General features: G+C 42.8%; 25 protein-coding genes, 1 pseudogene and 2 riboswitches. Of the genes and pseudogenes, 11 read left to right on the top strand and 15 right to left on the bottom strand.

Features of this window, described 5'->3' with window-relative positions:
• Nucleotides 1–185: 185 nt before the first annotated feature.
• Both AAHT65_RS14095 and AAHT65_RS14090 read right to left on the bottom strand, forming a co-directional pair.
• The gene (locus AAHT65_RS14095) at nucleotides 186–980 is read right to left on the bottom strand and encodes a TerC family protein (RefSeq protein ID WP_063637596.1); all 795 of its coding nucleotides are present in this window, start codon (nucleotides 978–980) and stop codon (nucleotides 186–188) included.
• Between the two features lie 258 nt (nucleotides 981–1,238).
• Entirely contained in the window at nucleotides 1,239–1,877 is a 639-nt protein-coding gene (locus tag AAHT65_RS14090; protein WP_061571375.1) for a DedA family protein, read from the bottom strand.
• 215 nt (nucleotides 1,878–2,092) lie between these two features.
• On the opposite strand from AAHT65_RS14090, the pseudogene AAHT65_RS14085 reads away from it, so the two are divergent.
• Nucleotides 2,093–2,592: pseudogene (locus AAHT65_RS14085) on the top strand (MHYT domain-containing protein); the annotation flags it as partial.
• Here the strand turns inward: AAHT65_RS14085 and AAHT65_RS21660 are convergent.
• Nucleotides 2,477–2,761: a hypothetical protein gene (locus tag AAHT65_RS21660; RefSeq protein WP_425524859.1), complete on the bottom strand. Its 285-nt coding sequence runs from the start codon at nucleotides 2,759–2,761 to the stop codon at nucleotides 2,477–2,479. The pseudogene AAHT65_RS14085 and the gene AAHT65_RS21660 overlap by 116 nt on opposite strands.
• Before the next feature lie 523 nt (nucleotides 2,762–3,284).
• Between AAHT65_RS21660 and AAHT65_RS14075 the strand changes: the two genes are divergently transcribed.
• Both AAHT65_RS14075 and AAHT65_RS14070 read left to right on the top strand, forming a co-directional pair.
• Entirely contained in the window at nucleotides 3,285–4,169 is an 885-nt protein-coding gene (locus tag AAHT65_RS14075; protein ID WP_343310409.1) for a Ku protein, read from the top strand.
• Between the two features lie 15 nt (nucleotides 4,170–4,184).
• Nucleotides 4,185–6,008: a DNA ligase D gene (locus tag AAHT65_RS14070; protein WP_343310408.1), complete on the top strand. Its 1,824-nt coding sequence runs from the start codon at nucleotides 4,185–4,187 to the stop codon at nucleotides 6,006–6,008.
• Between the two features lie 23 nt (nucleotides 6,009–6,031).
• Here the strand turns inward: AAHT65_RS14070 and AAHT65_RS14065 are convergent, their stop codons facing one another.
• On the bottom strand, nucleotides 6,032–7,048 hold the full coding sequence (locus AAHT65_RS14065; protein ID WP_003327347.1) for a glycosyltransferase family 2 protein: 1,017 nt from the start codon (nucleotides 7,046–7,048) through the stop codon (nucleotides 6,032–6,034).
• Between the two features lie 12 nt (nucleotides 7,049–7,060).
• Nucleotides 7,061–8,755 carry a DUF6044 family protein gene (locus AAHT65_RS14060; RefSeq protein ID WP_094231893.1) on the bottom strand — a complete coding sequence of 565 codons (1,695 nt, stop codon included), beginning with the start codon at nucleotides 8,753–8,755 and terminating at the stop codon, nucleotides 7,061–7,063.
• A 204-nt stretch (nucleotides 8,756–8,959) separates the two neighbouring features.
• Here AAHT65_RS14060 and AAHT65_RS14055 point away from each other — a divergent pair, with 204 nt between their 5' ends.
• The gene (locus AAHT65_RS14055) at nucleotides 8,960–10,531 is read left to right on the top strand and encodes an alkaline phosphatase family protein (protein ID WP_343310407.1); all 1,572 of its coding nucleotides are present in this window, start codon (nucleotides 8,960–8,962) and stop codon (nucleotides 10,529–10,531) included.
• Between the two features lie 143 nt (nucleotides 10,532–10,674).
• Complete coding sequence (locus tag AAHT65_RS14050; protein ID WP_343310406.1) at nucleotides 10,675–11,490, top strand: metallophosphoesterase; 816 nt, start codon at nucleotides 10,675–10,677, stop codon at nucleotides 11,488–11,490.
• Between the two features lie 28 nt (nucleotides 11,491–11,518).
• On the opposite strand, the gene AAHT65_RS14045 is transcribed toward AAHT65_RS14050, so the two are convergent.
• Nucleotides 11,519–12,070, bottom strand: a complete 552-nt coding sequence (locus AAHT65_RS14045; RefSeq protein ID WP_106359694.1) for a YkoP family protein — start codon at nucleotides 12,068–12,070, stop codon at nucleotides 11,519–11,521.
• Nucleotides 12,071–12,172: 102 nt separating this feature from the next.
• Here AAHT65_RS14045 and AAHT65_RS14040 point away from each other — a divergent pair, with 102 nt between their 5' ends.
• Nucleotides 12,173–13,276 (top strand): MGDG synthase family glycosyltransferase, encoded by a 1,104-nt coding sequence (locus AAHT65_RS14040; RefSeq protein ID WP_106271749.1) that lies wholly within the window; start codon nucleotides 12,173–12,175, stop codon nucleotides 13,274–13,276.
• Nucleotides 13,277–13,358: 82 nt separating this feature from the next.
• Here the strand turns inward: AAHT65_RS14040 and AAHT65_RS14035 are convergent, their stop codons facing one another.
• From AAHT65_RS14035 to AAHT65_RS14025, 3 genes are all read right to left on the bottom strand, one after another.
• A complete protein-coding gene (locus AAHT65_RS14035; protein WP_088117032.1) occupies nucleotides 13,359–13,823 on the bottom strand; it encodes a MarR family winged helix-turn-helix transcriptional regulator in 465 nt (154 codons plus the stop codon).
• A 145-nt stretch (nucleotides 13,824–13,968) separates the two neighbouring features.
• Nucleotides 13,969–14,151: a Fur-regulated basic protein FbpA gene (locus AAHT65_RS14030; RefSeq protein WP_035175098.1), complete on the bottom strand. Its 183-nt coding sequence runs from the start codon at nucleotides 14,149–14,151 to the stop codon at nucleotides 13,969–13,971.
• 88 nt (nucleotides 14,152–14,239) lie between these two features.
• Nucleotides 14,240–14,395, bottom strand: coding sequence for a hypothetical protein (locus tag AAHT65_RS14025; protein WP_003327357.1), 156 nt, complete (start codon nucleotides 14,393–14,395; stop codon nucleotides 14,240–14,242).
• Between the two features lie 192 nt (nucleotides 14,396–14,587).
• Between AAHT65_RS14025 and tnrA the strand changes: the two genes are divergently transcribed.
• A complete protein-coding gene (gene tnrA, locus AAHT65_RS14020; protein WP_003327358.1) occupies nucleotides 14,588–14,920 on the top strand; it encodes a MerR family transcriptional regulator TnrA in 333 nt (110 codons plus the stop codon).
• A gap of 45 nt (nucleotides 14,921–14,965) precedes the next feature.
• Here the strand turns inward: tnrA and mgtE are convergent, their stop codons facing one another.
• From mgtE to AAHT65_RS13990, 6 genes are all read right to left on the bottom strand, one after another.
• Nucleotides 14,966–16,321: a magnesium transporter gene (gene mgtE, locus AAHT65_RS14015; RefSeq protein WP_010788403.1), complete on the bottom strand. Its 1,356-nt coding sequence runs from the start codon at nucleotides 16,319–16,321 to the stop codon at nucleotides 14,966–14,968.
• Nucleotides 16,322–16,554: 233 nt separating this feature from the next.
• Nucleotides 16,555–16,722: riboswitch (M-box (ykoK) riboswitch) on the bottom strand.
• 110 nt (nucleotides 16,723–16,832) lie between these two features.
• Nucleotides 16,833–16,970 (bottom strand): transcriptional regulator SplA domain-containing protein, encoded by a 138-nt coding sequence (locus AAHT65_RS14010; RefSeq protein ID WP_073991393.1) that lies wholly within the window; start codon nucleotides 16,968–16,970, stop codon nucleotides 16,833–16,835.
• Between the two features lie 79 nt (nucleotides 16,971–17,049).
• Nucleotides 17,050–17,568 (bottom strand): PepSY domain-containing protein, encoded by a 519-nt coding sequence (locus AAHT65_RS14005; protein ID WP_343310405.1) that lies wholly within the window; start codon nucleotides 17,566–17,568, stop codon nucleotides 17,050–17,052.
• A gap of 92 nt (nucleotides 17,569–17,660) precedes the next feature.
• Nucleotides 17,661–18,341, bottom strand: coding sequence for a PepSY domain-containing protein (locus AAHT65_RS14000; RefSeq protein WP_106047241.1), 681 nt, complete (start codon nucleotides 18,339–18,341; stop codon nucleotides 17,661–17,663).
• 14 nt (nucleotides 18,342–18,355) lie between these two features.
• Entirely contained in the window at nucleotides 18,356–19,717 is a 1,362-nt protein-coding gene (locus AAHT65_RS13995; protein ID WP_199680375.1) for an ATP-binding protein, read from the bottom strand.
• A 3-nt stretch (nucleotides 19,718–19,720) separates the two neighbouring features.
• Complete coding sequence (locus tag AAHT65_RS13990) at nucleotides 19,721–20,398, bottom strand: response regulator transcription factor (RefSeq protein ID WP_061670634.1); 678 nt, start codon at nucleotides 20,396–20,398, stop codon at nucleotides 19,721–19,723.
• Nucleotides 20,399–20,500: 102 nt separating this feature from the next.
• Nucleotides 20,501–20,612, top strand: a riboswitch (TPP riboswitch).
• A 97-nt stretch (nucleotides 20,613–20,709) separates the two neighbouring features.
• Here AAHT65_RS13990 and AAHT65_RS13985 point away from each other — a divergent pair.
• From AAHT65_RS13985 to AAHT65_RS13970, 4 genes are read left to right on the top strand one after another with little or no spacing between them, the layout of a single operon-like run.
• A complete protein-coding gene (locus AAHT65_RS13985; RefSeq protein ID WP_106271759.1) occupies nucleotides 20,710–21,324 on the top strand; it encodes a Ykof family thiamine-binding protein in 615 nt (204 codons plus the stop codon).
• Entirely contained in the window at nucleotides 21,305–21,904 is a 600-nt protein-coding gene (locus AAHT65_RS13980; protein ID WP_094231885.1) for an ECF transporter S component, read from the top strand. Before AAHT65_RS13985 ends, AAHT65_RS13980 begins: the two co-directional genes overlap by 20 nt.
• Nucleotides 21,891–23,534 (top strand): energy-coupling factor transporter ATPase, encoded by a 1,644-nt coding sequence (locus AAHT65_RS13975; RefSeq protein ID WP_343310404.1) that lies wholly within the window; start codon nucleotides 21,891–21,893, stop codon nucleotides 23,532–23,534. Before AAHT65_RS13980 ends, AAHT65_RS13975 begins: the two co-directional genes overlap by 14 nt.
• Nucleotides 23,509–24,270, top strand: a complete 762-nt coding sequence (locus tag AAHT65_RS13970) for a CbiQ family ECF transporter T component (RefSeq protein WP_343310403.1) — start codon at nucleotides 23,509–23,511, stop codon at nucleotides 24,268–24,270. The genes AAHT65_RS13975 and AAHT65_RS13970 overlap by 26 nt, the downstream gene beginning before the upstream one ends.
• Nucleotides 24,271–24,297: the final 27 nt, after the last annotated feature.

Raw genomic sequence — 24,297 nt, 5'->3', positions numbered from 1 at the left:
ATTGTCTCAATTATGACAAAACCATTAAGATGTCCTATACATGATTTCGTGCTTCTATAAAGAATTAAGGGGGTTTCAGGAAGTGTTTTTGTAACAAAGCTGTTAATAAAATGTCATCATATGTCGGGCATGGAAGCGTTTTAAATACAAAAAATCTCTGCTTCGTTAAAAGCAGAGACGATAGCTTACGCCCTTTCTCTTTTGCCGTTTTCTTGTTCTTCCAATGATTCTTCCGATTGTTTTTTTCCGCCTGACATAAACCAGCCGCAAACAGCAATGGCTGCCAATACCAACCAGAAAATCAGCTTCCATGTGCCTGAATGAATAAAATGTTCGGATACAACCCCGATGTCCTCGTGAGCGAGTGTATATAATGCAAGCTTGACCCCTACCCACCCTACGATGGCAAATGCTGCGGTTTCCAGGCTTGGACGTTCTTTCAATAGCTTAACGAACATTGATGCCGCAAAACGCATGATGATAAGTCCGATGATTCCTCCGGCCAAAATAATGATGAATTGTCCTCCGTCAAGACCTCCGATTTGCGGAAGTGATGTTGCGGGAAGTGTAACTGCAAGCGCGACGGCGGCTAAAATCGAATCAACCGCAAAGGCGATATCGGCAAGTTCCACTTTTAAGACTGTCGGCCAAAAGCCGCTTTGTTTCGGAATTTTCTTGCTGTCTTCTTTTTTAAATACGAATCGTTTCAGCAGGTGGCTGATGGCGATATACAGTAAATAAACGGCGCCGATCGCCTGAACTTGCCATACATTCACTAAAAACGAAATGGCGAACAAAGATCCGAACCTCAGAACAAACGCACCCGCAAGGCCGTAAAATAACGCTTTTTTTCTTTGTTTCTCCGGCAGGTGTTTTACCATTACGGCCATAACCAATGCGTTATCTGCGGCCAAAATACCTTCCAGCCCGATCAAAACGAGAAGAACCCAACCATACTCTAATAATAATGCTGCATCCATATAAAATACCCTCCCAATAAGTTGTTTTCTTTCTCTCATCCAATCTTATGCCGGCAGTATTTTCATACAAAAAAGACCTTTGCCGACATAAGGCAAAGGTCTTGCTAGACATGATTAACAACGGCATGCCAACAAAGCCGATGGATGTGATCCATGAATTGACGACTTTGTTTCCGGTATTTCCGGACGCTACTCCCCTTTGGGATTTCAAGAAATATTTAAATTATAAGATAATAATAATCGCTGCCATTTCTTTTGTCAATGCTTATCTTTATTTAAAAATACAGAAAGATTTTCAGATTTGCTCTTCTTTTTCTTTTTTTTCATAAATAAGTAGATGGCAAACACCAAAACAATACATATTCCGGCCGGCAGCATATATTGATCAAGAATTGATCCTACTTCTTTCCAGTTTTGTCCGAGTTTCACACCTAAATAGACATAAACAAACGTGATCGGAAGCATAGCTAAAAATGTATAAACGGAAAACGCCCAGACATTCATTTTAGCTATTCCGCACGGTATGGAGATCAGCGTACGGACCCCCGGCAGAAATCGCCCGCTGAATGCCACAAAACCGCCGTGCTTTTGAAAGAATTGATCCGACTTATCAAGCGCCTCAGGCTTTATAAATATGTATTTCCCAAACCGCTCAAGAAACGGCCTTCCGCCATATCTCCCGATCCAATACAATGTCAGCGGTCCCGCGACTCCTCCGAGAGATCCTGCTATTATGACTCCGATAAGCGTCATATCACCTTTTGATACCCAATAGCCCGCAAGCGGAAGCACGATTTCAGCCGGTATAAATTCAATACAGAGCGCCAGAAAGATTCCAAAATAAGATAAACTTTTAAATGCCTCTATCAGTTGCATAACTAATGCTTCGATAATCATCACTTCCCCTTACTTTATATATTCTATAATACATCACACATTCATTTTTTGGTCAGAAGGCAAAACATCAGAATGATTTTAACATATTTTTATATAGTTAAAGTAATAAAAACCAATGGCACTTGCGCTTTTCTATTTTTCATAATCAGACTGGCTGTATACACAGCTGATATAAATAACAATCAACAGGAAGAGCAGGAAGCGGGGATTTGAATTTGGAAATACATTATGATAGCTTACTTATACTTTTATCTATTATTATCGCTTGCGCTGCCTCATATACATCGCTTGAAATATCAAGGAAAGTCACATTTAAAAAATAAACTTTGGCTGATCGTGGGATCTGTCATTATGGGCTTTGGCATTTGGGCCATGCATTTTATCGGTATGATGGCTTTTCATACCGGAATGATTATGCAATATGATATGGTTCCGCTGGCTGCTTCGGTCTCTGCCGCTATTTCAGGATCATTTGTGTCTTTATATATTGTCAGCAGGCGGATTTTGACATTTTACCGCCTTTTGTACCGGTTCGCTTATAATGGGGGTTTCTATCGCCTCTTTGCATTTTATAGGCATGGATTCCATTTCCCGGGTAATTATTGTGTATGATCCTTTCTTTTCACGGCTTCTGTCTTGGCGGTGATTGCACCTGCTTTTCGTCTCTTTAAAAATTTTCTTTTGTTTGAAAACTTCTGAGCGCCTTGTGATATATAGTTCATGAGCTTAAGCCCATCTATTCCGTCTCTGGGGGATACGGCGATGCCTGTGCTGACTGAAGTGATCAATTGGCGCTGCTGAATCATAAATGGCATTTCAAACTGTTCGATCAAATATATCTCATCTGTGTCTTTATTGGTGTTGTCAAAATAATAATCATTCATCTCCGCCTAAGCGGGCGATAAATCCATTGTCGGGGATGGCAGAAGAAAGGCGCTTTGCCGTGGTCACCGATATTATGCCCTAAAGCGTCATTGATGACTTTGAACCTGTTTAAATCTTAAAAAAACACGGTTGTTTCTCGTTGTAGAGCATTGGTGCAATTCGACGTTAGATTAAGATGATACATTCTATTTCTGTTGTCAGGTCAACAGCTCTGTTGATCGCTTGTTTGTCTTTTTTTACTTGCAGAAAAAAACCTCTGAGAACAGAAGAAATATGCCCTTTGATGTCATGTCGATTCAACAATATCCTTGCCTGCACGATTGGAAAAGATCATTTCCCCTGTTAGAGATAAAATGAAATAGCGTCAATATTGCGCATGATTAAAGACTGAAAGATCAGCTTGAACACTTTTTTCTGAAACAGCCGGCGCTTTATGAGTTCCGGTGTCTTTTGCATCCATAAGTTTCTATACATGAATATACCCAATGCCTTGCACAATAATGAAAAAAGGGGTTTATTTTTATGCAGACGATGTGGAAGGGCTCTATCAGCTTCGGCCTTGTCAATATTCCGATCAAGCTCTACGCCGCCACGGAAGACAAGGATATTAAATTGCGCAGCCTTCATAAAGAGTGTCACGCACCGATCAAATATGAAAAAAAATGCACGAGCTGCGAAAAGACTCTCGCTCCCGATGAAATCGTTAAGGGATATGAATATGTGAAGGGCAAATATGTCATTCTTACAGATGAAGAGCTGAAAGAATTAAAACAGGAACACGAAGAAAAAGCAGTCGAGATAGTCGACTTTGTTCAGCTGAAGGAAATTGATCCGATCTATTTTAACCGCTCCTATTATGTTGGACCAGGCGATAATGGCTCAAAAGCCTACACTCTCCTTCGGGAAGCACTGAGGACGACTGAAAAAATCGGGATCGCAACCATTACAATCCGGTCTAAACAGCAGCTTGCCGTTCTCCGTGTGTATGAAAATTGTATCCTGATGGAATCCATTCATTACCCGGACGAAGTTAGAAGCGCTGCCCATGTGCCCGGTGTTCCTGATCAATCCAATGTAAATGATAAAGAATTGCAAACGGCCATCACATTAATTGATGAGCTGACAACTGATTTTCAGCCTGAACAATATGAAGATACCTACCGGAAAGCCATCATGCAAAAAATAAACGACAAGCTGGAAAATAAAGAAACAGCCGTCACACCTGGTACAGCCGCTCCTCGAGAAGACGTGATCGATTTGGTCAGCGCTCTTCAGGCAAGCATCGACCGGACTAAACGGCCGAATCAAGACAAAGCTGCTTCTCCGCCAGCAACGCCTGCCGCACCGAAAGGAGCCGGAGAAAAAAAGCGGAAAACGACTAGAAAAAAAGCCTCCGGCACATCATAATTGGCGGCGCTCACCATGCAGCCTGTTCTCACCTCGTCACCGCCTGAAGGAGACGAGTGGCGCTATGAAGTAAAATATGACGGATTTCGGTGTATTCTTCATGTGACAGAGTCAAGTGTTACATTAACGAGCAGAAATGGGCAGCTTTTTAACAGCACGTTTCCGGAAATTACACAATACGCAGAAAATGTGTTTCAAAAAATGAATAAAAGCCTTCCGTTAACAATTGACGGAGAAATTGTATTTTTAATGAACCCCTTCCGCTCTGATTTTGAACACGTTCAAGTACGCGGACGGATGAAAAATCCGGAGGCCATCAAAAAATTGGCGGACAGCCGCCCTTGCAGCTTTCTCGCCTTCGATCTTTTGGAAAGGGACGGGACCGATATATCGTCTCTTCCATATACCGAGCGAAAAAGAGAGCTTTCCGAGCTGATGAGATCCGCTGCACTTCCCGTCACTGTCAATCATCTGGCAAAGGAAACCATTCAATACATTCCTGACCACGCCCATTTTAAACCGCTTTGGGAGCAAGTGCAAAAATATGACGGAGAAGGAATTGTCGCGAAGAAAAAAGGAAGCAAATGGATAGAGAAAAAAAGGACTCCTGATTGGCTTAAGTATAAACATTTTAAAAAGGCGCATGTTTGTTTAACAGGATTTAACCCGAACAACGGATATGTGACGGTATCTGTTTTTAAAAACGGGAAAATAACTCCCGTCGCCTCTGTTTCACACGGAATGAGTGACGAAGAAAAAAACGCAATTCGATCTATTATGGAGGCGCACGGCACAAAAACGCCGGCAGGCGAATATACGCTTGAACCTTCGATTTGTTTGACTGTTCAATATTTAACGATATTAAAAGACACCCTGCGGGAAGTGTCATTTGTTTCCTTTGAATTCGATATGGAACCCGCGGCATGCACTTACGAACAAATGGTGCGCCAGTCAAAAACTTTGCACCCTAAGCTGGAATTCACAAGTCTCGATAAAGTCATTTTTGAAAAAAAGAAGCGGACGAAAGAGGATTTTATTACGTATATCATTGAAATCAGTGACTTTCTGTTCCCTTTTCTCAAAGACCGGGCTGTGACTGTTATTCGGTTTCCGCACGGGTCAAAGAGTGAATCTTTCTTTCAAAAAAATAAGCCGGATTACACGCCGGATTTTGTTCATTCCTTTTTTGACGGCAGCCATGAACATATTGTTTGTGAGGATATTTCCACATTGTTATGGCTCGCCAATCAGCTTGCCCTGGAATTCCACGTTCCTTTTCAAACCGTATCCAGCCGCCGCCCGTCAGAAATTGTGATTGATTTAGACCCGCCGTCAAAGGATGATTTTCTCATGTCTGTTCACGCGGCTCATGAGCTGAAACGATTATTTGACTCGTTCGGCATCACATCGTTTCCGAAGCTTTCCGGCAACAAAGGCATCCAGCTCTATATCCCTTTGTCGCCCGAAGCCTTTTCTTATGAAGAAACGCGCAGCTTCACCATGCTGATTGCTGATTACTGCACGAACGCGTTTCCTGAGTTGTTCACAACCGAACGCTTCATCAAAAACAGACATGGAAAACTGTATCTTGATTATTTGCAGCATGCGGAAGGGAAAACAATCATCTGTCCTTATTCCACCCGGGGAAACGAGCTGGGCACAGTGGCAGCGCCTCTTTATTGGAATGAAGTGCAAACATCCCTAACCCCCGCCTCTTTTACGATTGATACCGTCGTCAAGCGCGTCAAGGAACAGGGATGTCCCTTTTATGATTTTTACCGGAATCCGCAAGATGAGCCGCTGACAGCGATTTTGCAACAACTGAAGAAAAAGAGCTGATTCACCTGATCAGCTCTTTTCCTTTAACTGTATTTTTTCTCTAATAACCGTTCAGTTTCCTGCCGCTGTAACGGGCTCAGAGGTTCGGAGTATAAATCAATATCAACCGCATACTTTGGACGCCTTTTGACTTCAGTAAATATGGTTCCTATATACTCGCCGATAATGCCGATCCCCATCAATTGCAATCCCCCCAGAAACCAGATTGAAATAATGAGCGACGCCCACCCTGCATTCGTATAGCCAAGCATTTTTTGAATGATAACACCTATTCCCGCCATTGCGCTCAACAAAAACAACAAAAATCCTATCAAAGTGAAAAACCGGATCGGCGCAACACTAAAGGACGTGATTCCGTTAAAAGCAAAGGATAACATCTTTTTAAGAGGATATTTTGTTTCTCCTGCAACGCGTTCTTTCCGGTCATACATCACTTTTGCCGATCTGAATCCAATCATAGGAACGATACCGCGTAAAAACAGGTTGGCCTCCGGGTAACGTCCGAGTTCTTCAAGCGACCTTTTGTTCATCAAACGAAAGTCGGCATGATTATAGATTAACTGAATACCGAGCTTATTCATTAACCGATAAAAACCTAAAGCTGTTGTGCGTTTGAAAAAGGTATCAGTTTTCCGGCTGCGCCTGACGCCATATACAATCTCACAGCCTTCGTGAAATTTTAAGATAAATTCACGGATCACCGATATATCGTCCTGCAGGTCGGCATCAATCGAAATCACACAGTCAGAGCGGTGCTTTGCCTTATGCAAGCCGGCTAAAAGCGCTTTTTGATGCCCGACATTACATGCTAATTTCAAACCGGTGACTTTGCTGTTTTTAACGCTTTCCATGGCAATCAAAGACCAGGTTCGATCACGGCTTCCATCATCAACAAATAATATTTTACTTTCTTCTGAAATTAATTTTTCAGCTGTTAAACTGTTTAAAACGGAAGTCAGCTGTCTGCTTGTCTCTTCAAAGACTTCTTCTTCGTTATAACAAGGAACGACAATCGTTAATAATGGCGGTGGCTGTATCACTATGTATCCTCCTCATTTGGCTTCATATAAATAAATGCTCCAGGCAGAGTCTTCATGGTCAAACTTTTTCACGAATTCAAGCTGGTTCCTTTCCGCATTCAGAATGGGAACTGAAGAAAAAAGGTAGCGTCCTCCCATCTCTTTAAACACTGCGGTATTTAATTCGAGATGTTTGATTTTCTTGTTTGAATTTTTTTTAAAGTTATAACGCTTGCCAAGTTCATCGACAAATACATAACAACGGCTGCCCCATTCATCGAAATATCGTTTCAATCGCCCGTTTTTTTCCAGCTCTTTGGCGATTATTTTCCGAAATTGATATTTGTATGAAAGAGGATAGAGATTATTGTACGTGTCCAGTGTGTAAAAGCCATTATACTGGGAGATTGCCGGGTGAAGGCCGATGCTCGCGACACGGTAAGCGTCTTGCGGAAGTCCGATATACTCCTTGATCTCATTGAATTGTTCAGCTGCGTAAAACTCACGAAATGTCGGGGCGTGATAGTGAACGCCATACGTATATTCTTCATTAAAAGGGACCAATACCATCAGCTGGGCGGCTAGAGCGGCAGATACGAATATCTTCCACTTCTTCCCCATCTGCCATAAAAGATAGCAGGCAATGGCAAAGCTCAGATAAATGACTAACGGGCGCAAAAAATGAAACCGCGCAAAGTTAAAAGCCGCTAAAAAATCAAATTTCTCCTTCGGCACAGTCCAAATTTTATTGAACCAAAACGCATACCATAACGACAGCGCATAATTGAAGACGAACAAAAAAAGAAATACTTTCTCTAGCTGCGTTTTGTTTCGTCTCCATAAAACGATAGCGAACACAAGCAAAAGAATCGGAAGAATAATAAAGGTATGGACTGTCATCACGTGATTATGCCCTAAAACAAAATTTTTCAAGGACAGCCGTATGGAATGCCAAAATTCATGCCTTGATGATACAAATTCAACCCGATGCATCGGTTCCTGTGAATTAATCATTGAATAGACAAGCCGATATTCGACCATCAGAAAAATGCCTGTCATAAAAGCAATGCTTCCTAAAAACGGCAGATTCCAATCTCGTTTGACAATCACATCGTACAGCCAGAGACATGCAACGGCTGCAAGGAAAAAGAAGAATCCCAGTACAAAACTAGAATAAAGAGGCAGCAGGGCAAGGGTGATCCACTCTTTCCACGAGAAATCCCGCTTCCGAATATTCAAAAAGGCCCATAGCGCCAGCGGGTATCCAAGTGTACTCAGCATTCCGGAAGGCCAAAAAGGCGTTAAGGCAAACGCGAGTGATACGCCAATACGAATCAGATAGGCTTTTTCATCACAGATAAAATGCTTCCTTAAGAGCAGATACATGCCGAAAAAAGCGACCACTCTAGTAATCGTTTGACTTAAAGCGTAGGCTGTCATCGAAGGAAACAGCGCATGCAGCCAAACGATTCCGCTCCACTCTGTTCCATAAGCATCACGGGGCAGCCCATTGATAATCTGGGGAACCGTTGCGTCAACCTCTCCGTTTATTTCTCCGCTTTCAGCCAGCACTTTATACCAGGCAATATTAGAATCCAGATTATCATGCACGCGTATGTGGGCATCTTCCTTTAAAATGTAAAGGGGCGATACGTATAGCAACAGCAGAAATAAGGCAATAAACAGATAGATTGTTTCTTTCTTTTTCAGTCGTTCTAAAATAAACATTGCTTACACACCCATACTGTTTTCTTTAGCAACACTCGATTTTTCATCATGTAACACACATTATTATCTCTATTACGTTCTATAAAATTCATCAGATGACAATAAATTCTAAAAAACAAAGTGCCTCAGTATAATTCGCACACGATTTACGAAATATACGAAAGAAGAACTGATAGAAAGACTGGATTAAAGGAATGAAACCATTTGAATAAAATCAAAATTATCACGCTGGCCGTTATCATTGCATTGATTGTCGGAGCGTATATTATGCTGAAACCATATCCGGGATTAACAAAAAAGCAAAAAGATGCCATTCGTCCTTCTTCAAGGCCCGTGGTTGTCATTCTCATTGATTCCTTGATGGACAAACCCTTACAAAAAGCGATTAAAGAAAATCGGGCACCGGCACTTTCATTCTTAATGGAAAACGGGCATTATTTCCCTCGAATGGTCAGCGCCTATCCTACGATGTCTGTTACAATAGACAGCACACTGCTGACCGGGTCTTATTCAAATCTTCATCACCTTCCAGGTCTGGTGTGGTATAACGAAGATGAAAATCGACTGGTTAACTACGGCAGTGATAAAAAAGAATTGATGGCGCTTGGCCTTAAACAGTCACTGAAAGACGGCATGTACAATTTAAATAATAAACATTTGAACCAATCGGCCGAAACGATTCATGAAGCTTTGGATAAACAAGGAAAACAGTCTGCCTCCATCAATGGGCTCATTTACCGTGGGAATACCAAGCATGAGTTGAACGCGCCAAGATTGTTAGACATGTTTGAGTTATTGCCTGAAAAATTAAAAACAAAGGGACCTTTTTTATTATCGTTCGGCAGATTTACCCAATTAAATCCGCACAACCGGTCTAACCATTTATGGCAAGGCTACGGTTTAAACGATACGTTCACTGCTCAAGAAATGAACTATCTCATCAAACAAAAGAAACTGCCCTCTCTTACCTTGGCCTATATGCCAGATTTAGACCATTCCATTCACAAGAATGGACCGATGGATATCAAAGCGGTTGAAAAAGTGGATAAACAGATTCAAGATATGTTTAATACATATAGTTCATGGGATGAGGCTTTAAAAAATACAATATGGATTGTGATGGGAGACAGCGGACAAGCCGCAATAGGAAACGACAAACACAAAGCGTTAATCCGTTTAAAAACACTGTTAAAGGACTACCGCATTCCTAAATTAAGCAAAACGCCGTCTGAAAATGACCAGCTCGTTTTGGGAGTAAACGAACGAATGGCTTTTGTTTACTTGTTAGATCAAAAAATTGCTTTTTCCGATATTGCTTCTAAACTGAATAAGGATCCGCGAATGAACTTTACGGCATGGAAAGAAAATCACTGGATTTATGTGACTTCAGGAGAATCAAATAAGTCACTTCGTTTTCAGCCGAACGGGTCCTATAAGGACAAATATAATCAAACATGGAATGTGGAAGGCGATCTGTCGGTGCTCGATCTTTCCGCCGGCAATAAAGTTATCCGTTACGGCGACTATCCCGATGCGCTGGCCCGCCTTTATGGTGCGCTTCATTCTCATAAGGGCCGCTATCTTATTGCCGATGCAAAACCGGGATTTGAATTTGTCGGTGAAAAATCCCCTGCCCACCTCGGCGGAGCCGGTCACGGGTCTTTGCACAAAACGGACACGTATTCTCCGATGATAATTGTTGGCTCTGATAAAACTCCTAAGCACCTTCGGCATACAGATTTAAAAGACTTTTTTATAGAGCTGACGAAGGAATAAAAACCCTTGTGACATCTGAACTCATCAAACACGATTCTTTTGAAAAGAATCGTGTTTTTCTCTTTTATCTCCCTTAAGCCCATTATTTCCCGCTATCATTACAGTTTCATCACGTTATACTGGTAGAAGGGAGGAGATATTGAATGTTTATATTCTTACTTTCTTTGGCTATTATACTCAGCATACCTTTTATATATAGAGCGATTCACAATACGAAAGATGTTAAGGTAAACACGATTACAGTCAACCAGAACAATACCGGTGCATCTAAGAAGCAATTAACGATACTTCACTTATCTGACCTTCATTTAGAAAACATTTCTGTTTCACCGGAACAGCTTTTGGATTTAACGAAGAAAAACTCAATAGACATCATCGCGTTAACGGGGGATTTTCTTGATCGAAAACGAAACATTCCAAAGCTGGCGAACTACTTGGACGCGCTGCAAGAATTGAAACCTAAATATGGAATGTACGCGGTTTTTGGAAATCATGATTATGTGTTAAAAGAAAATGATTTTCAAAGACTGAAACAAGTGTTAGAAGAACACGGGTGCAGAACGCTTCAAAATGAACACGTGCAGATTCAGACTGAAGAAGGATTTTTAAATATAATCGGAATTGATGATTACAGCACGAAACGAAGCAATATCCCCGATTCGTATAAGGGACTTAAAGACGGGTATCATCTTGTTTTAACACATGATCCAAACATTGTGCTTGATATGGAAAAGTTCCGTTTTGATTACCTTCTCTCAGGGCATTTTCACGGTGGCCAAATTCATTGGCCTAAGCCCTACCATATGGTGAAAATGGGAAAACTTGTTCGAATGAATATGATAAAAGGGCTGCATTATCATCACGATAAACCTTTTTATATTAGTGAGGGGCTGGGCCAGACCGGCGTTAATATCCGTGTCGGAAGCCGTCCTGAGGTAACCTTCCATCAAATATCATAAAAAAAGAGGCTGGCCTTTAGAAAAGGCATCAGCCTCTTTTTTGATATTTTTGCTGGAGCTTTTCCTTAGAAATAAACAAGTAATGTGAATTCGGAATGCTTTGAGCGTTAAATTGCTTTGATGTCAAATATAAAATCGGCAAATGTGTCATCTTTTTAAAAAACCTGTAAAAGTGATTAGAGGGTTTAACGACTTCAAAACCGAGTCTTTCCACTCCTTTATGGAGCATGGTGATTCCAATAATTCCTTTGATGTCATCCCTTTTTTTATGTTTGCTGATATAGTCAACTAAAAGCGGCATAGAAATATAAACCTTTTGATAAATGATCATTCCTTTTCTGACTGCACTCTCAATGGTCCTCAGTTCTCTCATCAGTTTGATGTTATGAAGATGGATTTTGACTAACACATCATTTTTTTTAATCTTCGTTCCGTCGCTTAATATAATCTGAGCGCCTTTATACCTCGTTAACCTGACGCGAAAAACGCTTTGTTTTTCTTTATCAATCACCGTTAACCTCGAAAAAAAGTAATAAATCGGATCAATTATGCCCCAAATTGAGAGGAAACAGTTCCTCATATGTTTCACCTTCCTTAACTGTTAAAAAACACCCTTATATTTTGTGATGATTCGTAAAAAAATATAGATGGAAATCGTTTTTTATTCTGAAGGAGGACAAGCATGACAAACATTCTGATTTTTCCTTTTCTCAGCATCTCAACCGGTCATCATCATGCGGCCGATTCGCTTCAGATTGAACTCAGTCTCAGATCACTTCAATCAGAAAAGATTGATATTTTTTCCCATCGTTATAAACGATTAGAAAAGCTTTCCTCTATCACATACTTAAAGTGGATACAACATTTCCCAAAAACGTACAGCTGGATTTATCATCTAATGGCCTGCGGACAACATGAAACAAAGAAACGTTATGTGATGTATGAATGGCTGTTTTTGAAAAGCATGAAACAACTGATCAAGGAAAAGCAGCCTGATCTCGTGTTTTGCACCCACGCCCTGCCTTCCTACTTGCTCAATCAACTAAAACGAGAATTCCCGGCTATGAAAGTCGTGAATGTTTACACTGATTTTTTTGTCAATCAGGTATGGGGCCGACAGAATATCGATTATCACTTTGTACCGATCAAGGATATAAAAGAACAGCTCATAGCTGAAGGAGTTGATGAAGGGAAAATATTCCTTACCGGGATACCGATTGATCGATCTTCCACGGCGGAGCCAAAGCCTACACAAGCCGAGAAACACCTTCCCCGTTACACCGTTATGATTACAGGCGGAAGTATGGGAGTCGGAGGAATTTTCAAGCTGATCAAAGAGCTTTCGCCCGGCGGAAATATCTCCTACCAAATCTTATGCGGGAAAAACGAAAAGCTCTACCGCTATGTGAAAAGTTTACACAATCCTTTGCTCGAAGCTCTTCCTTACATTCACAGCAAAGCTGAAATGAATCATTTATATCAGCATGCTTCAGGGATCATCACGAAACCCGGCGGCGTAACTGTTAGCGAATGCATAGAAAAAAAGCTGCCGACCTTTATTTATCACGCATTACCGGGTCAGGAAGAAATGAATTTGAATCTGTTAAAAAAACGCCGGCTTGTGATCAGCTTAGAAAATTGGAAAAAACAGCCGATAGAAGATCAGCTGTTGTCATTTTTTCAATCGAGTGAACATGTCAGACATTATCAGGAACATGTCAGTCAGCACCTTCTTGAAATGTCTGATTGGGATATTCGTGAAATGATCGGAAAAATAATTCTATAGAGGATAGAGGGAAAGAGGAATTCGATTCCGGCGCCAAGCACTAAAAAACACTCCCTAAATAGAGAGTGTGAAAAGCCAAGTTTTAACGGAACAGCAAATGCTGGCTGTGAATACCTGCTTTTTTCAGCAAGCCGATCAGCTGTTCCTGTTCTTCAGGCGAAAGACCTGAAAACGCTCTCGCAATTCGGAGCGAATGGATCGGGTAAATTTTATCTAGGTAAGCGCTGCCTTTATCCGTCAAATGCGCGTACACGGAGCGCTTGTCCTTCGGATCCTGCTCCCTGATCAAAAATCCGTTTCTTTCGAGCTTGTCAATTACATAGGTGACGTTTCCGCTGACAAGCAGCAGCCTTGACCCGATTTGCTGCAATTTTTGCGGGCCTCTCGTGTAAAGCAGTTCGAGCACCGCAAATTCAGTCGGATTAAATCCATGCTCTTTACTGTCGCGGATACTGTGTTCAGAAACACTTTTGAAAGCCCTTGCAAAAACCTTGTACAAAGCCATCGCACGCTCAACTTCTTCTTCGTTAAACGATAATCTCATCATATCTACCTCGTATATAGAATTTTTATAAAAAAATAATGAAAACCCTTACATATGATAAGAGTCTTATCTCTCCTAATTATTCAATTCGCTGTTTTTTGTAAAATCCCTGCTCTCTTTACGCAAAAAAATCCCTTATACAAACGGTTTATTTTGTATAAGGGCTTTGCTTTAGGTATGGAATTTTCCGATAAAAGTAAGCATATTCTCTTCTCAGTTCGGAAATCGTCATCTCTTTCATTACTTCTTTATTATATACGCCGATTTGGTACAGCTTTTCTGAATAATGGCTTCGTTCTTTTTCTAATGCCGTTTTTAATAAATTACTCATGGCGCCCTCCTTATTTTTTCGGTATTCTATAAGAAGCATACCAGTTTTAAGTGAATGCAGTATGAATCAAATGTAAAGAAACGATTGATTATGAAGATTTACGGTAAAGTCCGTTTTGGACGGATCTCAGCAGTTGAAAAGCATGGTCCCCCGCAAGCTGCATGAATGCCTCAAGCATTTCATCCCGTTTGATATCTAATTCAATAATTTCCTTTGCCAGCGAGACCGCTTTTTCGTTCTCCATGATTATCCTTCCTCCTCATTACTATTTACATAAAGAATAAAACGCTGTTTTTCTCAGCGCATCATTCTTGTTAATTTTTCTTCCGTTGTTTTTCAAAAAATTTCTAATCCATGTAAGGAAATCTAACAAACGTTAGGTTTTTTCTCTTGTTTTTTTATATACTATGATTAAAAGACATCCAGGGGTGGAAAAATGACCACAGAAGATCGTTCTTATAAAGACAAAAAAGTGATTTCTATCGGAATTGTGAGCGAATTGACAGGATTGTCCGTAAGGCAAATCAGATATTATGAGGAACGGAAGCTGATCTATCCCCAGCGATCTTCAAGAGGGACGAGAAAATATTCTTTCGGAGATGTGGAACGGCTGATGGATATTGCGAATAAGCGTGAGGATGGCGTTCAGACGGCAGAGATTCTGAAGGATATGCGCAAGAAAGAACAGGCATTAAAAAATGACCCTCAAGTGCGAAAAAAAATGCTGGAAGGCCAGCTTAATGCGCACTTTAAGTATAGAAACCGCTAAAATATAAAAGTCCGTCTTTACTGGATAAGACGGACTTTTTATTGTTTATAATGAGTGAATGAATGCAGTAGCGATACCAAAATAGATTAATAACGACAAAATATCATTCAACGTTGTAATAAGCGGCCCTGAGGCAATTGCCGGGTCTACGTTGAGTTTGTGCAGAATGATCGGGACAACCGTTCCCGCCATGGTGCCGATGATCAGCGTAATAAGAAGAGACGAACCGACCACAAAACCGAGCAGCATATTGCCCTGCCAGACTACAGCAATTACCGTAATCAAAACAGAACACACAGCTCCAATATAGAAGCTTGTTCTCAGCTCCCGGAAAATCAGGCGAAAAATCGTTTTCTTATTCATTTCTTCTTTAGATAATCCTCTGATAACGACAGCAAGTGACTGCGTTCCCGTATTCCCTGTCATCCCGGCAATCATCGGCATGAAAAACGCCAGTGCGACGACCTGCTTCAGCGTCTCCTCAAAAAAGTTCATGATGCTGCCGGAAATGAGCCCGATAAACAGAAGCAATATCAGCCATGGCAGGCGGCGGTAAGCAGCCACGTATGCTTTTGTATCAAATGTAATGGCTTTCCCTGATGCGGCGAATTTTTCGTAATCTTCGTCGGCTTCCCGGATTACGACGTCGATGATGTCATCAACCGTTACGATCCCGACAAGCACGTTGTTTTCTTCCACAATGGGAATCGCCAGAAAATCATACCGTTCAATCAGGCGGGCGACTTCTTCCTGATCTTGAAGAGCGTCTGCTGAAATCACCCGGGTAAACATGAGATCCTGGACCTTTTCTTCCGGTTCCCCGAGAATTAAATCGCGGTATGACAGAACGCCGACAAGCTGCTTGCTGTCATTAATGACATACAAGTAGTTGATGGATTCAGCTATTTCGGCAAAGGTTTTCAGTTTCACAACCGCATCTTTTACCGTGTAATGCTGCGGGATCCATACAAAGCGGTTTGTCATCATTCGGCCTGCGGTTTCAGGCGGATAATTCATTAAAAGCTGGACGGCCTTTGACTCCTCCGCCTCCATGCTGGACAGAAGCTGCTCTTTCAGTTCTTCATCCATTTCCTCCAGCAATTGAGCGAGGTCATCGTTATCCATTTTGTTCATTGCAAGGGTTGCTTTTGTTTTTCCAACCTTATTTAATACGGAAAGCTGGTCTTCCCGCTCAAGCTCTCCGATCATATCAGTGATATCGTCAACTGTCAGATAAGATAAATAGCGGGCTCGGTGTTTTTCCGGCATTTCTTTAAACAAAAACGCCACGTCATAAGGCTGAAGTTCATCAATTATGCTGCGGAAGTCCCTTACCTTTCCATCTCTCAATAAAATGATAATGCGTAAAATGAGTTCATCGTAGGTCATGTTTTGAACCATCGGGACTCGTACCTCCTTTACGGAGACGTGCCGGCCTCGCCAGAAGGTGCGGCAGGCCGTCTCCTCATCGTGTAATGATTCGCGGTCTTGTTGTATATGGGAACTTCTTCAGATTGACTCGAATGGGGAGAATCCATACTCCGCACCTCCTTTTACTATATGATCATTTCGTTTTCAGGGCATAAAAAAACCCTTCCGGATTGAAGGGAAAAAAGCACGGCAAATAAGCGTGCGGTCGCCTTCAATCGTAGAGCTTTAGCACTGTATGGCATAGGACGCAAACATCCAGCTGCATTAAAAATCACCTTATGTCGATGATTTCTGTTGACCCATTGGCGTCTTTGGACATTTTTGGGCAGCAGCGTATCTCCATACAGGAGCCTCACCTAACGAAGTTCGTAATGTAATTGACACACCTGAGGTTACAGAAAAAAAGAAGCTGTGTCAACTTAAAAAAGTAATTTATCCGTTGGGCGGATGTATGCAGCAAACAGAATAAGGGCTTTTGCCCTCATTCTGTTTGCTCTGTTTCGTCCTCTTCTGACAACAGATGGTACGATTCATGCAGAAATAACGCGTACTCCCCCTCTTTTGTGGGATGGGGAACGTATTCAGCCTGGTTAATGTACTGTTCTTCTTTTTTGTCCATGCGGCATGCCTCCTTTTACGTTTAGATTGTCCAAAAGATGGCGCGTTATCAAGAAAAAAAACCTCACATAGTGTGAGGTTTAGTCGTCTAATTCCTGCTTGATGATCCGGCCGTCTTTTGCTGAGATGTCAAATTCGGCTTCTGTGCCCTGGTCAGTTTTGATCTCAATTTCATAGATGTACACGCCGTCGTCTTCATCAAGTTTGCTTTCTGTCACTGTTCCGTTTGTTTGCTTTAAAGCGGTCTTTTCAGCTTCTTCTTTTGTCAGGCTGACCTGCTCTTCTTTTTCTTTTAACGGATCATTAAGGGGTTTTTTTGTATTGATATCCACATAAACGTCATAATCTTCTCTGGCTTTTTCGATTTCGACTTCATATGCTTCTTTTCCGTCATACATTTCTTTGTCGATATCATCCACCGTTCCGTCAACGACGGTCTTTGCAATTTCGGCAGCTTCTTTTTCAGATAATGCAGCACCCGATGATACACCGTTTTGTGTGACTTGGCTGTTATTTTCTTTGGCAAAGGCGTTATAACTGAATCCGCCTGCTGCTAAAGCACCCGCCAATACACCGATCATCCATTTTTTCTTCAACATCTTTCATTCCTCCTTCATTCGTTATGAGTCTAGCTTACACACTGAAGATGAAAGGACAGAAAGAACAAGATGAGATTTTGATGAGAAAAAAGTTAATCCTCATACACGATGCCGACAATGCGGCCGGTGTAGGCATTGATTTTCACCGTGGCCTCCCTGTCATTCGGAAGGTCGATGTCCACTTCAAATACGAGCGTGCCTTCGCTTTCTTCGAGATCTGCATCATCCGCTTTTCCGCCAACCTCTTTCACAGCAATGGCCTTTGCTTCTTTTTCGCTGATTTTTGTCGCTTGTTTATCGCCTTTTTTGCTTACTTTTTCAGAGGAAACAACTGTTTTCGCACGCTTATCTACCTTGACCTTATAGGTCTCCCCTTCGTTTTGAATAGTAAATGCGGCAATGTCTTTTTTTTGGGTGCGTTCAGTGATAGTTCCCGGCGTTTTGGCTAAGGCAAGCTGTTCCGCTTCTTTTTCTGTCATCAAAGGCGTGTTGATGCGTTTGATTCTGTCCATATCAAGAATGGCGCCTGTTTTCGCATCCGCTTTCAGCTCATAAATTCCTTTCTCATTTTCAAGCGTCAGCAGATATGTTTTCTTATCGGAGGATGTATCCAGCTTCGTAATGTCACCTTCATAGGAGGCTTCGATTTTTTTCTGGATGGCCGCTTTTGTCAGCACATCTTTCTGAGCTTGATTCATCATAAGGATGACACAGATAATTATCGCTATAATCGCAATACCTGCTGTGAAAATGGCTTTTGTCCGTTTTTTCATCGCACTCCTCCTCATCATGGCAAATCAGCGCCCCTTTTAAATTGCATGGTTACGCTCGTACCTTCATTTACTTTGCTGTCGATGGTAAGTTCGATTCCGTGTTCGTCAGCAATCTGCTTGGCAATCGACAGACCGAGCCCTGTCCCGCCGGTTTTGCGGTTTCGTGCTTCATCGGCTCTGTAGAACCGTTCAAAGAGATGTTCGATATGCTGCTTTTGTATGCCTATGCCGTGATCCTGAACAATAAGAAAAGGGAGGCCTTGGTTTTTCCCGGCCAAAACTTTAATAGGCTCTGAACTGTATTTGATGGCATTATCGAGTAAAATGGTCAGCAGCTGTTTCATGCGTTGTTCGTCCGCTGTCACATATAAACTTTCCCATTCGGTTTCCAGCATCATATCCCGCCCATAGACGCTTTGTAAGGTTTGAATAACAGAACGGGCCAAATCGATGATGTCTATCGTTTTCACATCCAGCTTCATGTCTTTCTGGTATTTGGCAAGGGTGAGAAGCTGATCCGTCAGTTTTGTCATTTTTATGGCTTCAGAGTGAATCGCCTCGACCGATTCTTTTAGCACCTCCGGTTTTTGCGCTCCCCACCTTTTGATTAGGCTGCTGTAGCTTTCGATAACGGTGATAGGGGTTTTCAGCTCATGCGAAGCATCCTGAACGAACTGCTGCTGTTTTTCATAATGCTCTTTCAGCATCTCCGCCATTTGATTAAATGTAAGCCCCATTTGGTATAATTCATCGTGTGACTGTCCCTTAAGCGAAATCGTTTTGAAGGTTTTTTCTCTTTGGATATCTTTCATCGTCTTTATCAGTTTTCTGATTGGATTGACAATGCGCCGGGCCAGCAGACTGCCAGCAAAGTACGAAGCGATGCATACCGCTGCGCTTGCCGTGATTAAAATAATCCGCAAAAGCAGCAGGCTCTCTTCCGTGTGCTCCTCTCTTTCAATGAGCTGAAGCGAGACGACTTCGCCATCTGACCAAATGACCGGTACAGCCGCGACGGCGTACAGCCTGCCATTCTGCTTTGTCACTTCTTCGGTCTGCCCGCTATGAAACACTTTCGGAAAATTCTTGTATGCTTTGTCTTTTGTCACTATGATAACGGCCTTTTTGTCTTTATCAACAACTCTGACCATCCCGTTAGCCGGAAGGTATGCCTGGAGCATATCCTCAAGGGCCACCCCTTCTGATTCAGCGGTATGGAGAGCTTCTGCAATATTGGCCGTTTCTTCGGCTAACCTTGACGCATCTTTTGACGTCAAGGCAGATGAAAAAATAAGATACACTGCCGTATGAATCAATATCAGCAATATGAAAAGCGATAAAGACGTATACAGGTGGATTTTGGTCTTTAGATTCATCGTCTACTCCTTGATTGCATATCCGACCCCGCGGACTGTGTGGATCAGCTGTTTTTCGTATGGGTAGTCCAGCTTTTTTCTAATATAGCGTATGTACACATCTACTACATTTGTATCTCCCAAATAATCAAACCCCCACACGGAAGTAAGAATTTGTTCACGCGTGAGCACCTGCTGCGGATGCTTCAGCATAAATACGAGCAGATCGAATTCGCGCGGCGTTAATTCAACCTCTTGATCCGCCCGTTTGACCTCACGCGTTTTTTCATTCACTTGCAGATCACCAAGTGATAAAAATGTGCCGGGATCTGATCCGTTTTGCCGGAGCGCCGCCCTGATTCTTGCCAAAAGCTCTTCAATTTCAAACGGCTTGGTTACGTAATCATTTGCTCCGATGTCCAAGCCCGTTACCTTATCAGGTATACTGTCTCTCGCGGTTAATAAAATAACAGGCGTATGCATGTCTGTTTTCCGCAATCGGCGGAGCACTTCAAGACCGCTGAGACCGGGCAGCATGACATCAAGCAGAACCAAGGCGAACTTTTCTTCTAATGCAGCGTGCAGACCCTCAGTGCCGGTTTCTTTAATAGTGGCCTTATATCCTTCATATTCTAATTCCAGCTGAAGCACTCTTGCGATTTTTTCTTCGTCTTCCACAATTAAAATGTGCCCTTTTTCCACATCCTATCACCCTTTCCTTGCTCTATATGAAAAAAATGATCATCCCTGTTTACAAATCCTATCTTATCATCTATGATGATCTCAAAATAAAAAATTGTATATGGAAAGCACTAGGGGTGCTATTTTGGCTGAGATAAAACGCGGCAACACGCGTTTTGATCCCTTATAACCCGATCTGGATAATACCAGCGTGGGGAAGTGCAGGATGACCGATACGACGCCTTTTTTTGCGTCTTCCGTTCTATGACTGCATATTCCCTATGGATATGCAGTTTTTTATTTTCCCAAAAAACAACCAGGAGGTCGGAGAAATGAACAACGTATGCGGCACAAGCAGAATCGCCGGTTTTCGATTTTCTTTATACCCGATGACAGATGATTTTATCAATGTGATCATGTCGGCGCTGAAGGAAACCGATACATCAAAGGTTTGGAAGAAGACAGATCATATCAGCACATGCTTTCGCGGGAAAATGGATCATGTATTTGACGCCGCCAAAGCTGTATACCTTCACGCAGCCAAAAGCGGAAAGCACATCGTCATGAACGGAACCTTTTCTATCGGCTGCCCGGGTGATACACAGGGTGATTCGTTTCTTTTTGAAGATGGCAAAAGATTGAATGACGAAAATACCCGTGAGATCCGAGCGGAGGCCCCTTGTCAGTTTGCGCTCTATCCGATGAATGAACTGGATTATATGGGCATCATTTCAGAAGCGGTCGATATCGCTAAAGCGCAAGGCACTTTTGTGCAGGGTGTGCATTATGCAAGCGAGCTTGACGGAGACGCTCACGATGTGTTCCGCACATTGGAGGCCGCATTCCGGCTCGCAGAAGAAAAAACAAATCATGTGACGATGACTGTGAACTTCTCGGCAAACAGTCCGTCAAGAAAGCAGGGATCAAATGAAAAGCTGGAAGGTTAGAGAAATTGTTGTTATGTCTGTAATCAGTGTTGTATTTGCCGTTATTTATTTATTATTTACGCATTTCGGAAATGTGCTTGCAGGTTTTTTCGGTCCGATGGGCTATGAACCGATTTACGGCATCTGGTTTATCGTATCTATTATTGCCGCTTATATCATCAGAAAACCCGGCGCGGCGCTCATTTCAGAAACCATTGCCGCGTTTGTTGAATGCCTGCTCGGCAATCCGTCAGGTCCGATGGTGATTGTGGTGGGACTTGTTCAAGGCCTCGGGGCTGAAGCGGTCTTTTTTGCCGCGCGCTGGAGAGTGTATTCTCTCCCTATTGTCCTTCTTGCCGGGATGGGCTCGTCAGTGACAAGCTTTATTTATGACTTATTCGTGGCCGGATATGCTGCACTGTCGCCGGGCTACTTGCTGCTCATGCTCATCATTCGTCTGTTTTCCGGAGCGCTTCTTGCAGGCCTTCTCGGAAAAGTTATCAGTGACTCACTCGCCTATACCGGCGTATTAAACGGCATGGCGCTCGGAAAGGAACTCAAGAAGAAACGGAAACAGGTGTCCCAGCATGCAGGGTTCTAATGAGCTCCTCAGCATCGACCGCCTGACTTTTTCCTACGAAGAAGATGAAAAGCCGATTTTTAAAGACTTGACGTTTCAGCTTCAAAAGGGAGAACGGGCACTATTGCTCGGGCCTAGCGGATGCGGCAAAAGCTCGCTGGCCCTCTGTATAAATGGCCTTTACCCAGAAGCTTGTGATGCGGCGCAGACTGGGCGCATCTCACTTTTCCAAAAAAATATTGAAGATTTTCAAGCTTCTGAAAAGCCCTCTTTACATATCGGAGTGGTCTTTCAAGATCCAGACCAGCAGTTTTGCATGCTCACGGTTGAAGATGAAATCGCTTTTGGGTTGGAAAACCTGCAAATGCCCAAGGAAGAAATGAAAGAGAGAATCGATGATGTATTAGTAAAACTCGATTTAACCGGCTTGAAGAATCAAACTATCTCAGCCCTGTCCGGGGGAACAAAGCAGAAAGTCGCGCTGGCTTGTATTTTGGCGATGGAGCCTGATCTTATTATTCTGGACGAACCGACTTCTCTTCTTGATCCTCATTCAGCACGCAGCTTTGTTCACATGATAAAGGAGCTGCAGGAGGAAAAGGGCTTCGGGCTTCTCGTCATTGAACACCAGCTTGACGAGTGGGCCCCTTGGGTGGAACGGACAATTGTGCTTGACGCATCGGGACAGAAAGTGATGGATGGTGAAACACCGGATATCTTTCAATTCCGTTCAGAAGAACTGAAAAAGATCGGCGTTGCCATTCCTCATGTCGCAGCCATGCAGGAAAACTTGAGCGCACCATTTACTTTGTCAAAAGAGATGCTGTTTACACAGCCGGTTCCCGCTTTCAAAGAAGGCAAGAATCTCCCTCTGACTGAGGATGTGTTAGAGGTAAACAGGCTTTCGTTTTCAAGAGGGCAGCGGGTGATCTTCTCAGACATCAGCTTTTCGCTTCGCGCGGGATCATTGACGGCTGTCGTCGGACAGAACGGGACGGGAAAATCAACGCTTTTATCAGTACTCGCACGGCTCTATAAACCGAAAAGCGGCGAAATTCGCCTGTTCGGCAAATCGCTTCATTCTTTTTCTGAAAACGAGCTGCGAAGGCAGATGGGATTTGTTTTTCAAAACCCCGAGCATCAGTTTGTCTCTGATACGGTATTTGGCGAGCTGGTCTTCGGACATGAACACCATAAGGGCGCAGGCGAAAAAGCGCATGATCTTTTGCGGCGTTTCGGCCTTGACCATGTTCTCACCCATCACCCCTTCGCTTTAAGCCAGGGACAAAAACGGCGGCTGAGCGTCGCCACTATGATGATGCACGATCTGAAGATTTTACTTTTGGATGAGCCGACCTTCGGGCAAGACGCGAAAACCGCTGCGGAATGTATGGAGCTGATTGAAAGCATCCAGGCGGCCGGAACAGCTGTTTTGATGATCACACATGATATGGAACTTGTCTCAGCTTTTGCCGACAACGTTCTTGTGCTTCACGACACAAAATTGGTTTATCAAGGTGCTCCGGCGCCGTTATTTTCAGAGCAGAATGAAATTATTCAACAAGCAAAACTGGCATGGCCGCTTCAATATGAATGGCTGCACCATAAACAGCAGGAGGAACATCATGAACCAGCAATTACAAACCATTAATCCGACAATAAAAGCTGCTGCTGTGTTTTGCTGTGTTGTGATGCTGTCGTTCATTTATAACCCCTACACTCCAGCATGTTTTTATGTGATTATCGTAGTCGGGGTTCTGTCCGCGGCACGAATTTCTCTGAAAAAATGGCTCCTGTTTACGATCCCCTTTCTGATTTTGGCAGCCGGGTGTATGTGGACAGCGGCGGTCTTCGGTAAAGTGCCGACGACCGCTGACAATTTTTTGTTTGAAGCCGGCCCTTTTGAAATAAACCGTGAAAATGCTTTGGTAGGCATTTCACTCGGTTTTCGTATTTTATGCTTTTCGGCCCTTTCCATGATGTTTATTTTCACGACTGATCCGATATTATTTATGCTCAGCCTTGTTCAGCAATGCAGGCTTTCACCGAAGCTTGCGTACGGCATTATCGCAGGTTTTCGTTTTCTTCCGCTGTTAAAAGACGAAGTTCAGATCATTCAGCAGACGCACAAAATCAGAGGCGGCGCATCCGGAAACGGACTGAAGGAAAAGCTCGCATCTATGAAGCGATATACGATTCCTTTACTGGCGAGCGCCATCAGAAAGGCTGAACGGACGGCAATTGCAATGGAATCTAAAGGCTTTACCGGCAGCCGGAATCGGACGTACTACAGAACCCTTACGGTCGCACCCCGTGATTGGCTGTTTTTCTTTCTGGTGCTTTTGCTGTTCAGCGTTAGCTTTTTTATCTCTTTATGCTTTTCTTGACGTGAAAAAACCACTATTTTTAAATAG

Origin of the sequence: Bacillus atrophaeus, from assembly GCF_039519175.1 — a bacterium.
Taxonomy (GTDB): Bacteria; Bacillota; Bacilli; order Bacillales; family Bacillaceae; genus Bacillus; species Bacillus atrophaeus.
Note: the sequence above shows the minus strand (reverse complement) of the source record. Positions and strands in the feature narration are given on the sequence as shown.